The 13067-nt window shown below is 36.6% G+C and carries 12 protein-coding genes; 8 read left to right on the top strand and 4 right to left on the bottom strand.

Features of this window, described 5'->3' with window-relative positions:
- Positions 1-217 precede the first annotated feature (217 nt).
- Positions 218-1018, bottom strand: coding sequence for a hypothetical protein (locus tag I6E40_RS06175; protein WP_235386125.1), 801 nt, complete (start codon positions 1016-1018; stop codon positions 218-220).
- 140 nt (positions 1019-1158) lie between these two features.
- On the opposite strand from I6E40_RS06175, the gene I6E40_RS06170 reads away from it, so the two are divergent.
- The gene (locus I6E40_RS06170; RefSeq protein WP_235386123.1) at positions 1159-1656 is read left to right on the top strand and encodes a hypothetical protein; all 498 of its coding nucleotides are present in this window, start codon (positions 1159-1161) and stop codon (positions 1654-1656) included.
- A gap of 261 nt (positions 1657-1917) precedes the next feature.
- On the opposite strand, the gene I6E40_RS06165 is transcribed toward I6E40_RS06170, so the two are convergent.
- Positions 1918-2292, bottom strand: coding sequence for a hypothetical protein (locus I6E40_RS06165; protein WP_235386121.1), 375 nt, complete (start codon positions 2290-2292; stop codon positions 1918-1920).
- A gap of 552 nt (positions 2293-2844) precedes the next feature.
- Here I6E40_RS06165 and I6E40_RS06160 point away from each other — a divergent pair.
- The 3 genes from I6E40_RS06160 to I6E40_RS06150 all read left to right on the top strand — a co-directional run bounded on the left by I6E40_RS06160 (position 2845) and on the right by I6E40_RS06150 (position 6714).
- Positions 2845-3057: a helix-turn-helix transcriptional regulator gene (locus I6E40_RS06160; RefSeq protein WP_235386120.1), complete on the top strand. Its 213-nt coding sequence runs from the start codon at positions 2845-2847 to the stop codon at positions 3055-3057.
- 6 nt (positions 3058-3063) lie between these two features.
- Positions 3064-4092 (top strand): virulence RhuM family protein, encoded by a 1029-nt coding sequence (locus I6E40_RS06155; protein ID WP_235386119.1) that lies wholly within the window; start codon positions 3064-3066, stop codon positions 4090-4092.
- A 1329-nt stretch (positions 4093-5421) separates the two neighbouring features.
- Entirely contained in the window at positions 5422-6714 is a 1293-nt protein-coding gene (locus I6E40_RS06150) for a site-specific integrase (protein ID WP_235386117.1), read from the top strand.
- 201 nt (positions 6715-6915) lie between these two features.
- Here the strand turns inward: I6E40_RS06150 and I6E40_RS06145 are convergent, their stop codons facing one another.
- Together I6E40_RS06145 and I6E40_RS11085 are read right to left on the bottom strand one after the other, a co-directional pair.
- The gene (locus I6E40_RS06145) at positions 6916-7161 is read right to left on the bottom strand and encodes a hypothetical protein (RefSeq protein ID WP_235386115.1); all 246 of its coding nucleotides are present in this window, start codon (positions 7159-7161) and stop codon (positions 6916-6918) included.
- Positions 7162-7200: 39 nt separating this feature from the next.
- The gene (locus I6E40_RS11085; protein ID WP_410897038.1) at positions 7201-7590 is read right to left on the bottom strand and encodes an NADAR domain-containing protein; all 390 of its coding nucleotides are present in this window, start codon (positions 7588-7590) and stop codon (positions 7201-7203) included.
- Between the two features lie 564 nt (positions 7591-8154).
- Between I6E40_RS11085 and I6E40_RS06140 the strand changes: the two genes are divergently transcribed.
- The 4 genes from I6E40_RS06140 (at position 8155) to I6E40_RS06125 (ending at position 12760) form a co-directional block, all read left to right on the top strand.
- On the top strand, positions 8155-9984 hold the full coding sequence (locus I6E40_RS06140) for a hypothetical protein (protein ID WP_235386113.1): 1830 nt from the start codon (positions 8155-8157) through the stop codon (positions 9982-9984).
- A gap of 470 nt (positions 9985-10454) precedes the next feature.
- Positions 10455-11099 (top strand): recombinase family protein, encoded by a 645-nt coding sequence (locus tag I6E40_RS06135; RefSeq protein ID WP_235386111.1) that lies wholly within the window; start codon positions 10455-10457, stop codon positions 11097-11099.
- Between the two features lie 123 nt (positions 11100-11222).
- A complete protein-coding gene (locus I6E40_RS06130; RefSeq protein ID WP_235386109.1) occupies positions 11223-12167 on the top strand; it encodes a hypothetical protein in 945 nt (314 codons plus the stop codon).
- Between the two features lie 209 nt (positions 12168-12376).
- The gene (locus tag I6E40_RS06125; protein WP_235386107.1) at positions 12377-12760 is read left to right on the top strand and encodes a hypothetical protein; all 384 of its coding nucleotides are present in this window, start codon (positions 12377-12379) and stop codon (positions 12758-12760) included.
- Positions 12761-13067: the final 307 nt, after the last annotated feature.

The following is a 13067-nucleotide window of genomic DNA, read 5'->3' as shown; positions in this document are numbered from 1 at the left end:
CTAAGAATTCTGGATCGTCCTCTAATAGTTCTTGCAGCATATCGGCATTGATAACCCATCTTGTCCCTACTCTGTATGCTATACCTTTGTCTTGTAACACTCCACTGTTGAGAATGTCTTGAGACTTTGTGCGACTACAACTTAGATACTTTGATAGACTATAAATGTGAACTGTAGTTTACAACCGCAGTACACGTTCTAAAGATTTTCAAAGTTATCAAACAACGTTAAATCTTATATCCGTACCATCTTTGAAGCAACCGCACATTTGCAAAGCACAGTTCTTGCAATGATGAACAGTAACAAGAGACTCTGTTTTTTTCTCTGCCATTCTATTTGCGGTTTTTGCGTCTACTCCATCAGCCCGCAATTCTTTTGCTATTGCAACCTTATGTTTGCGGAACCGTGCAAGACTTATCTGATAAGGACAATTTCCTGAACCATCGTATACAACTGTAGAAAGATTAAAACCAAGGTCAGTAGCGGTTTTTGTATTGATATCGTCATTTTGCCATGTTGAATAACGAATATGAAGGTTGGCCGGTGCATCCCGAAACTCAGAAAGCAACTCTACTCTTTTGGTGTATCCGATTGCTTGAACCATTGGGTGACGTTTTGCCGCTGCAATACAAGCTTGTACCTGAACGGCATCCTCGAAGTCTCCACCATCAGAGAGCCTGATGGGCAGATTCATTCGTTCGGCTTCCTTATAGAAGAAATCGTAATAGCGATAAGGATCTATCCTCCTTAATACTGTATTGCGTGCTTGACAACGCCTACAATTTGGACGAGGATAGGTCATAATATTAATTACATAGCATGTATCGGCACACTTGTTTACACATGAAGGATGACAAGTAATAATAGGAAGTGTTGCCTCGTTGACACATCTTGTCTTCTTGTTGCCGAGACCAACATGAGGGTTCTCTGCAAACTCACCATGGTACTTCAGTTCATACTCATGAATGTCTTGCTGCATCAGCATGATGAGATTAGTAATTTTCTTTTTTTCGAGCATATTATTTTTATTTTAGTTTTCTACATATTATACTCGTAAAAACAAGTTTAGTTTTACTCTACATAAAAAAAAGTTCAAAAGGACGATAATTCTGAGTATATCTCGTTATATATTATATAAGGTGTAATATAATTTGGAAAATGTTTGACTACAGAAAAGATAATCTATTTATTAAGGCAATAATCCATGAACTTGGACATTTAATCGTTGGCTATATCCATGGCATTATCAATACAAATAATCTTATAAAATTATATGTCAAGGCTGATGCAGACAGAATAGATGGTCACATCATCATATCTGACAACTATGATTGTTCCGATGAAGAATATGTACGTTTTAAGATAGCAGGATGTGTATCAGAGTATATCTGCGGATATAAGAAATCAAAAACATTAGCATACGGAACAGACCGAGATTATGTAATGTATTCCACAAACAATGACAAAGTGCTAATTCACCAATATTTTAATGAAACCATACAATTATTGACTCCATACAAAGAAGCGATATTAGCTATGAAAGATTGTATTCTTAACAGTAAAGTTCAATGTGATGAAACAAAATACTCTGTGTTGGCTTACATTTCAAATAAAGAATGCTTGCAATGGCTAGAGAAGCATATTACTAAAGAATAAGGCTGTTGAAATAAATATGGAATCTTCCGATAATTGAGAATGCGAAAATTAGCGAAATCCATATCTATATGTATTCACGAAGTCTTTATAATATGTGACCCAAACTCAGACCCATTAATAATTCATATTCAAGAGAACAAAAGGAAACCTCATTCCTAAAGTATCCTAGGAAAACCTAATAGTTGTAAACAAATAAATGCTCAATACTGAAGATTTGTCTTTCTGTACTGAGCATTCTTACAAATATTGTATCTATTTTCTTTATGCAACACAGTTGCATTTCAATATTTCTGGGTTTTCTGCAAGCAATCCATCAAGAGAATTTGAATTAATAATCCATCTGTTCCCTACTCTGTATGCTATGCCTTCTTCTTGAAGTATATTGCTGTTTAGAATGTTCTGTGCTTTGTTCTTACCACAACCCAGATGCTTTGCTAATCCACTCACTCCATGAATAAGAGTAACCTCTTGCCTGTTCTTTATCTTTTCTTGAGTTCTGTTCTCTTCTTGTAATTTAGAGTGCTGATCAGACAGCATTTCTAAACCTTCTTTCAGTTTATTCACACATACCAACACACTTTCTAGCATCTCACTGATGATTGTATCTTTATCTTTTATTGTTCTTATCTTTCTCATATTCTCAATTTAATTTTCTTCAAATTGTACTCATGAGAATGATAATGTTCTAAAAAATAATATTGGTGTCCGCTAAAAATCTTTGGTGATTTCAGGGACTTCTATTTTCTCGGACAGCCGATATACTGGACGCACAAGTAGTCTTTTGGTTGCTGTAAAGGGACAGAATATGCCTCAAAATAGCAAATATAGCCATTCACGGTTAGGTTTATGTCGTGCGAGAGACGGAATTTTTAGCGGACAGCCGTTGTTACCTCTTAAGAGGGGGCTTGTCTTTCGCCAAAAACCGTATTATTCGACACAAAAACATGTTTAGCGGACAGTAATAAAAAGGAAGGTAAAAACAAGACCTATTACAGCCTCGTATAAGGGAATCTAAAAGGGATTGTATTTTACCATTCATCCTTATTTGCCAACCGCTCCGAAACAATATCGACAACCAGACAAAGCAACAAATATTAAATTTCATCTTCAGGAATATAGATTTGTCAGATTTTCTTCGTTTATCTCGAAAAAGGTAATAACTTAGTCCTAAAATTTAATTGATTTATTATGAAAGGTAAAGACATAAATAGAATAAAGCTGGTGTTGGTCGAGAAGAAGAGAACGGCAAAATGGTTGTCTGGAGAACTCGGAATCTCTCCTGTAACGCTGTCTAAATGGTGCAGCAATACCACACAGCCGTCTCTCAAAATCCTCGATAAGATAGCGGACATCTTGGATATTGATATACGAGAATTGCTGAACGGAAGAAACAAACAATAACACACAATGGATAAAGGACAAATCATATTATACCAAACGCCCGATGGAGAATCGAAGATCGAGGTCAGGCTTGAGAACGACACTGTGTGGCTCTCGGCAGACCAAATGGCGGAACTTTTCCAGAGAAACAAATCTACCATATCCAGACATATAAAGAATGTGTTGGAGGATGGTGAGTTGGAAGAAGCGGCAACTGTTGCATTTTTTGCAACTGTTCAAAATGAGGGCGAACGAAAGGTGGAGAGGAAGATTGCCTTCTACAACCTCGACATGATCATAAGCGTCGGTTATCGGGTTCACTCTTATCGTGGTGTTCAGTTCAGGATTTGGGCAACCAAGGTGCTAAAGGAATATATCGTGAAAGGTTTTGCTCTGAATGATGATTTGTTGAAACGTGCCGGCGGTGGAAATTACTTCGACGAACTGCTTGCCCGTATCAGAGACATTCGTTCAAGTGAGAAGGTGTTCTACCGCAAGGTGCTTGAAATATATGCCCTCAGCATCGACTATGACCCACGAGTGGAAATGACACAGCAGTTCTTCAAGACGGTACAGAACAAGATGCACTACTCTGTCCATGGGCACACGGCAGCCGAAATTATCTACGAGCGAGCTGATTCACAAAAGGACTTCATGGGACTAACTACATGGGCCGGAGCTATGCCCACCAAGCCCGAAGCAGAAGTTGCAAAGAACTATCTGACGAAAGAAGAGATAACATCCTTGAACCGCATAGTAAGCCTCTATCTCGATTTTGCCGAAATGCAGGCAGAAGAACATCGTCCTATGTATATGAAGGATTGGATTAATATCCTCGATGACTTCCTCCGCATCTCCCGAAAAGACATTCTTACTCATGCTGGCAAGATTTCTGCAAAGTTGGCAAAGGAGAAAGCGGATGCGGAATACGACAAGTTCAAGGAGCGTACCAAGAATGAACTCTCCCCTGTAGAAATACACTTCCTCGAAAATTTTGAGCGAGAGCAGAAGAAGCTTTTGGGTGGTAAGGACAATCGTGATAGCGACGAGAGTTAACCCAAGTTTGACATTCAATTCTCCGTTTTTCTGCTGTCCAGCACTTTACGATTTTCAATTGCGGCGCTGTGTACTACAAACTTTTCTTGATTTTGATTCCACGGAAAGACTCCTTGATGCGGTAGTACCCTTCATTGCGCTGCGTCCTCGGATTGAATCTATGTGGAAACATGAAGTGCATATCGGGGGCAAAGATACCACCTCCCAGCAAAACTTCTGTGTACTACAATTCAGTTTCGCAGGATGCCATTACTGATATACAGATAGTTATCCTCACAAATACTCCCCAAAATAGTTGAAAATTTTTATGGCATCAAACTTGGGTTAATTTAAATTCCATAACCTTGCACTGCAAAAAAGGTCGAACAGTGCGACTGATATTGTAGTAATATGAGTGATATGGTTTTCCAAAGAAATAAATACATCGAAGCTTTGATAAGTAAGCGTTGGAATGGAAAGGTAAAGATAATCACTGGCATTAGACGCTGTGGCAAATCTTTTCTGTTATTGACATTATTGGTGTCATTCCTTTTTTATTGGAAGAGTCCATTATACCACAATATTGACATTCAAAATAATCCCAAGTCAATTACAGGCCTGGGATTTTGTATGTATACTTGATTAGATTAGAACATGCTGGTTAGAAATTTCGCCTCGAAATAAACTATAAGTTTAATATGCTGCCAAATTACCAACCAAAGAACTTTCCTCCATCATCACAAGTTTTCTCCCAATCGGATTTGCCACACAACGTTCGTTTGTGGCGTTTCTTCGTTTTGTCGTGTTTTGCAATGACAAGCAACACTGCAAGGTGGATTAAAGACGTTTGTTCAATTACCTGAAAAATTCTGGCGCAGATTTGGTGCGCCCTTAAACGAAAAATCAGCGCAACTTGTTGTTTTTACAACTCGTTACGCTGACTTTGGCGGAGAGAGAGGGTCATGGATTAACATTGTACCGCATTCTCTTTTGTATTGATTTTCTTATACTTTGTCTGTTTGGATGATGAACTTTGTTTTATATCATTCCTTGTTGTTTTGATGATTTTTGGGTCTGATAATGGGTCTATTCATGGAGATGCAGCCCAGAATCATTATCCTAACATATCCAAGGATAGCCTAATAAAACCTATTTTGCTTCAATCAATCTTTACCGGTTGGTCATTATTTTACATATTCGCAGTTAAGCCGCTCTATATTATATATAATGTAGAGATAATCCGCTTTTTCACATATAGATTTTAGAAGATTAAGTAAAATGGCTGTATAATCTATAGATTCAACTGATAGTGCTGACAGATAACAGATTGTTCAACTAATAGAAATAAAAATGATTGAAGATAGAAATGAACTAATTTTTTATAAGAGAAACATAAATTTCTCACTTGTCAAAGCAAGCCGATGCAGCCACTATGTCATCCGTGCTAGAGTTACTTACAATGGCCAGAGAATAGACTTAAAGACAAAGATTAGAATAGACTCTCCTACCAAGCAGTGGGATAAGAAGAAACAAAGAGTGAAGCAAGGATGTATGTTTAACGGGCAAGCATATAGTGATATCAATGCAATAATAAATAGTTATGAATCGTTCATCCATGAATATTTTACCAAATGCACTAATGAGCGGCGCGAGCCGATTCTGACGGAACTTCGTGACAGATTCAACTACAAGTTTAAGCAGACACAGAATCAGAAGTGCAGTGAGTTTTTCTTACTCTTTGATGAATTTATAAGGGAGCAGTCAGGAGTGAAGGGTTGGGGTGAAGCAATGATAGAGACATTCAAAAGGCTCAAAGATAGGCTGAGGAAATTCAGGCCAACACTCACATTCATGGATTTAACCATCAAGACTATGGAAGAATTCAAGTTGGATTTAGCAGAATCTATGTACAATGATTCTATTCTCAAAAGACTTTCATATCTGAAGACTTTTGTGAAGTGGGCAAAACAGAAAAAATATACTGTCAATGAAGAGTTCTTTTTATATCAGCCCAAACTGCCAAAGGCACAGAAAGCAGTGAGATACTTGGAGATTGAAGAGTTGGACAAGATATATAACTTGGAGTTGGAATCAGGCAGTGCTCTTGACCAAACAAGAGATATGTTCATCTTTCAATGTTATACAGCACTGAGATATTGTGACATAAAACAATTGAAGAAGCATCAAGTATATCAAGCAAATGATGGTTCATACATTATAAATTTGTTGACTGAAAAAGATAATGACAACATTCAGTTTAAACTTGCAGACAGAGCAAGAGAAATATTTTTGAAATACAGTCAGAATATATATGACCATAATGCAATGTTTCCAGTTTTGAGCAATCAGAAATACAATGAACATTTGAAAGAGTTGGGTAAACTTGCTGGTCTGAAAGGAGAATGGATAGACTATGAGTTCAGATTACAAGAAAAGATTGAAGTGAGAATACCTAAGGAAGACTTAGCAAGTCATACAGCCAGAAGAACATTTGTTGTCACTGCATACAATGAAGGTGTTCCCCTAGATTTGATAATGCTAATCACATCTCACAGTGATGTCAAGGCAATGAAACCATACTTGAAGGGAAATCTCAAAGGGTCTAACAGAGTCATAGAAGCATTAAACAAAGCAAGTCATTAATCTGGTATAATAGATAGAGCAATCAGTTTGGGGTTCACTTCGGATAAAGACAAGGGTGAAGCAACATCGTTCTGCTTCACCCAACGCTGTATCAATTAAATGAATAATGCCCTCTATACTGCAATTATCAGTGTAGAGGGCATTATGTCGTTTATGATGCTTGAGTCTAAGATGCAAATGGCACTCCAACTTTGTGAGTGTTCATGAAGTAGTCAAGGTCTTCCTGAGTGTACCAGTATTTGTCATCCATTCTTCTATATGGTAAGACTCATCATTGCGGTACTGTATCAGTAGTTTATCACTCACGCCGAGAGTTGAAAGCATCTCTTTATTTGAATAGACTCTGTCAAGTTGCTTCTGTTTCAATTCATTTAGGTCTTCTTTGATTTTATCAATGTTACCGAGAACATACGTTAAATCTGTTGCCTTTATCTTTATATAATCCATTTCTTAATTATTGGTGTCCGCTAAAAATCTTTGGTGATTTCAGGGACTTCTATTTTCTCGGACAGCCGATATACTGGACGCACAAGTAGTCTTTACACCCCAAGCGTTAGGTCGGCTTGATTCTTTGTCATTCTTTGCATCTTGCAACTCCACTATATTATAACCACATGTAAATCCTAGTTCATGGCGGAACTCCGAATACTGTTCATATTTCATCTGTAAACAGAACTTCATCACGTCAATGATGATGTTTCCCCAATCCTCTCGCCGATGACCACCCAACTTCTGATAGTGTTTTGTAGTCATCTTTGGACTATGAGAGCGGTACACCGCGTTTATTGAATCTTCTGTGCAAAACTTCATTGTTTGGAACAAGTGTTCTGAAGAGTTGAACTGTACACCTTCAACAACAAGCGGTGTCGCTGCCATGTTTGACAATATCCAGTGTGCATCAATCTTCTAGTGGAAGAATACTGATGAAGATATTGGATATGTCTGGTCGCCCCAATACTCTGGATAAAACTCTTTGATGAAAGATGCAATACTACTTGATGAACTCATACGGAAACTCTTTTATTGTCTTTTCTGAACCAGTAATCAATTTCTGTTTGCTATTCAATTCTACCTGCTCAATTCTTACTATCTGAATCTTGTCGGCATTGAACACTGCGAGATTCGTTCCAAGATTTGGATTTCGCCAGCAGTATGGCCAACAGATATAATTGACACCGATGCTATCAAGAAACTCCGCTGCTGCTCTTTCTCCGTCCAAGTCCAGAAATTGAGTTTAGTTTGGAATTTGTGCAAGATTCTTTATATTAATCATCTACACCTTATTATATATAATAGATAAATACATTGTAAAATCTATCTAATCTGTTAAGTGGGCAGTTTATCGGTTCTCGGTACTGCTCACTGTTTTTGTAAAACTCAAAACTAAATTGAAAAAGCGCAGTATAAATATTAGAGAAATAATAACAGAAAATACAGAAAATGAAAACAGATAGATTTTACACATTTCAAGTTTCGTTGAGCAAAGATGCTTATAAGACTAAAGATGAGACTAAGGCTGCAGTTGCAGAAAGAAATACTGCGGGCAATCAACTCAGAGCGGAATTGGGGTTAGAAAGACAATTGTCATACAGAACCATTGACTGCACATCTGAGCAACTACTTCAGTATGCTCTTGATGGTTATACATTCTGTACCGTTCATGACGGATTTCCGACAAATAATAAGAAAGGATTGTATACTTATTCCGACGGATATTACAGTATGAAGGCTAAATCCAGCCAATTCTTCACAGGGGCTTATTTCATCGGTGTTGACATTGATGATACTCGGTATCAGTCTGCGCAAGATTTTGTGGATAAATTGAGTCTGAAACCGACATTCTGGTACACTTCGCTAAGCAACCAGCAAATAGACTCAAAGACAGGACTTAATAAAGGTGCAAGATTCAGACTTATCTATGTATTTGACACATTGATTGAAGGAAAGTATTTCTTCAGATATTGTTCATGGAATCTTCATCAACAGATTATCTATGATACAGAAGAAGATATACATGATAAATGCGGACTTCGTTGTGACCAATACTTTAACGGTACCAACTGGAATGATTCAACTTTGAATATTGACTATGACTTAACTAACAATGTCTATTCTTTAGATGATATTCAAGTGTCTAATCAAGGCTTCTATTCATTCTTAGATAGATATTGTGAGTACAAAGATGTTAGCAGAGTAAAGAAAGAGATAGATGAATTAAAGTGTGTACTTTTTTCTCATTCTAAAAATATAAAACAAAATACTACTACACAATTATTATCAGAACGGGAAAAAAATACGCACATAGAGTTAGACACAAAACTATTAAATGATGCTTACAGATTGAATTACGATGAATTCTATAATCTATATAAGCATAAGTACCAATACATCTACAGAAGAGAGAAAGATGAGTGGTTAATCTTTCATGACGATGAATTAGGAGATGTCAAGTATCAAGAATGTGATTCCGGCTATCTTGAGTTAAGATGGGTGAGCATGAGGGATAGGTCAGGAAACGTTGTTAATATTCCAGATGGTTGTCATCGCAGAAGCACATTATTTCATCGATGCTGGCTGCGTAGGTTAATTAAAGCAGATGTTACTCCAGATGAGTTGTTCTTTAATTTGATGGTAGATAGAGAAAGATTCTTCGACAATTCTGATGGTTGCTTAGATGTGAATTTTCTTGCTGATAAAGTGAAACAGTCATTTGAATACACCGCAGATGAATTGAAAGAGAAGTATGCCAATGTGTATAATGACACTATAGAGCATTGCTGCAAGAAGAGATTTATCATTCATTGGTCTTCCAAAAAGAAAATAAAACCGATAAGTCTAACAAAAGAGTTAAAGTGGCAGATTATTGACCAGTTTTATAATAATTCTCTCTCGGTACAGGAGAATCTAAAATGTCTTACTGAAGAAGGGATTGAGATTAGCAAGAGTTCTTTGTATAGATATGTAAAGAACAGAGGCATCAGGATAGTCAATACTAAATATGAACTCTTTTGTTCTTTGCATGTTGACGGAATGAGTTTACGGAAAGAACTAATGTATTTAGCATCTAATGGGCTGAAGATTTCAGACAGAACATTAAGAGCCTATCGGCAAAAACGAAAAGAGGAATTAGAATCTCTAGAACTATTCCATACCATTTCCGATGATTACGATGATGAGTTTCAAACTGACGAACATGTTAATGATGGTACACAGCAATTATGGAATATCAATGCTATTCTTCCGATAAACAATTCATGGCGCTGGGAATAGAATATATTTATAAAAATCTGAAATATTTAGATTTTTCATTTACTAATCCCTAATATCAAAGTATAATTTATAGAGCAATGGCTGAATTTACAGAATAGTGTAGTACAATAATATAGAATTGTCAGAATCATTGAAAGAAAAATTGACAAAATTTAGTTATACATTGGCTGGGGTAAGCGTTTTGAATCAGTAGTATAACATATAGACAGTAAATCAGAATTTATAATGAAGAAAGATGGCTGTGATGTTCGCAGACCTCTTTCCGTGTATTATGTCCTCTCAACAACCTCATCATGATTACAAAATAGATGACTAATACTAGATAGCATTGCATAAAGTTCAAATAGCAGTTTGTCCTAACAAGTCCTAACAGACTCCTAAACTCACCTAAAAGATTGATTATAAACGTTTCTCATATGTCCGTATGTGAAACGTTTATATTATCTTTGAGGCATAAAAAAGTAGTCATTATGAAAGTTATAGCATATTATCGAGTCAGTACCAACGATCAGAACCTGGGAATTGATGCACAGAAGAGCATTGTGAAGCAGTACTGTGATTTCAACAAAGTGGAAATTCTGTCCGAGTATGAAGAGCATGAGTCTGGGAAGAACAACAACAGAGTTCTCTTGTCTGTTGCACTTGCGGAAACTATCAAGACTGGTGCATCACTAATCGTTGCCAAAATAGACCGACTTACTCGTGTTGCATATTATGGTTTGGGGTTATGTGAGAAGTACAAGATAATCTTCTGTGATCATCCAACCATGGGTACTCTGGAACAGAGTATATACTTCGGTATGGCGCAGCAGGAACGAGAGTATATCAGCCAAAGAACAAAGGCTGCACTCTCCGCGCTAAAATCAAAGGGTGTTAAGTTGGGTGCTCCAAATGCGCACTTTACTGATGAGATGAGAGGAATGGCCCTTATTAGCAGAATAGGTAACTCCAAAAGCAACGAAGCAAACCAGAAAGCATATGCAATAGTAAGCATCATGAGTGGTAACTGGTCAGACAAAGCAAGATTTCTAAACAAAAATGGATTTAAAACTTCCAGAGGTGGAATCTGGAGACCTCAGCAAGTTCAAAGATTGGTTGCGATAATGACTCAATAAGAAGAAGGCATCATCACACAGTGATTACTGATATGATGATGCCTTATATTTTTTCATTGTGATAGAGTTTTTGAATTCTTATGGGACAAGTCTGGGATAAATATAGAAAACTGATTAATTAATATGTCACAACGAAAATTAGAAATACTGTCGTTTGAAATCGACAGATTTGCAACAGTCAAATTTCCATTTATGGATGCGGTACTCAAACAACGCGTCCTCAATTTTCAACAAGGAAGAAGGCTGTCCCCCATAACAGTAATCAAAACATCAAAACTATTGGATGTGCTGTCATGTGCAATATATGATTTGAAGACAGGAGAGGCACTGATCAGTGATAAAGACAAGAGAGAGAGTTGGTTCATTTTGGATGGTTGTAAGAGATTAAAATCATTAATGCTTCTATATGATGAAACTAAGAATCCAGCATATATGACTATTGATGCAGTAGTTGAAACAATAGATAATATTGAAAACAAGAATGTCATCAAGTATATGGCAGACGTAAACTCAATAGTAAAGCCGTGGACACCTAAAGATTATGTTGATTGCGGTTACATAATGTTCCCTGATAATCATGTATTTCAAATGGCACATCTTCTGATGGATCTTGGTGTATCAATAAGTACTGTAAGTCGGTTATCAGCAGGTACACCCAATGGATTGTGTAAAAATTCGCTTATTCAATTCTTTAATGGAGATGAGAGTAAATTATGGCATGTTTCCTATACTCGTGCATTAGAGTTATATAGACTGTTCCTGGAGTTAGGATTCTCAATAGATTTCATAAAGCACAGATATCTCATAGATTTCATTAATGATGAATGTAGTTCGCAGAGTTCTATTGGTTTTCAAGGAGCAGTTAACATGATTGCAAGTGTAGATAAACTGACTATCCAAATCATTGAAGCACTCCCCTTTGAGAATAAGAAAGCAAGTATATACGGAATACTCATACAACATTATAAAGATTGTAAGGAAAGCGGAAATGCCGAGTCTTACACTCTAGATTTCTCCCTTGAAAGGTTTATCCAAAACCTTAATGATATTCCGCATTTAGCAAGATGATATCCATTACCGATATTTTAATCTGATATTTAAATATAGTCAAACATTGCAATATGTTAGCCATATAAAAATATGGCAGAGGACATTCAGATATCCTCTCCGAGATATTAAAATGTTGCCCGTTTGTCCCATATCCCCGTGTTAGTCGTGATAAATAATATAAAATGTACACGCGCTCGCGCGTATGGAAAACGACACAAAAGAAGAATATGGAAAGATATTATTGTGATTGGCACAGCCTTATCAGCCTTGAACAGACAGCAAAGGAAAATTACCTTAGAATTGATGAAAAACTTCCAGGAGTGACAAATTACGAAGCGGTGAAGAAGTATTTGCAAAGATTGAAAAATAAGCCTGAAAAGAAATACATTTTTAAGAATACGCCTGTTGTTGAAACAAAAACTCCAGAAGAATTAAAGAAAGAATACTATCAGAAAAGCATCTTTAATAGACATATAATCAAGATTGAAGATGACCAGAGCGATGTTTGCGGATTCTCATATGAAGATTTTAGCAGAATGAAGACAAGTTGCTATCAACATCGTTGCAATAATTGCACCGATATCATTAATCTAGCATCAAATGTCATGTAATTCCCCAGGAGAAATCAAAAACCATATTAAGAAATAAAAATATAATATATAGAGCACATTAATTAATTTAGTTTTTAAACTAAGAACGGGAGCAAAACACCATCTACAGTGTCTTGCTCCCACTTTTTTTATTTTAAGGTCTCAAACGGACAAACCACAAATCACTCACAGGGACGCCGCCCAACTGATAATATATGGATTTCCTTCCCATGTAAGGAGCCGTTGCGTGTCAGACCAATTATCCTGAGTAAAAAACAGCAAAATTGAGATTACTTATCTATATCATTCCATGATCCGAAGAACGCTT

The sequence above is a fragment of the Prevotellamassilia timonensis genome, from assembly GCF_021531665.1.
GTDB lineage: Bacteria > Bacteroidota > Bacteroidia > Bacteroidales > Bacteroidaceae > Alloprevotella.
Note: the sequence above shows the minus strand (reverse complement) of the source record. Positions and strands in the feature narration are given on the sequence as shown.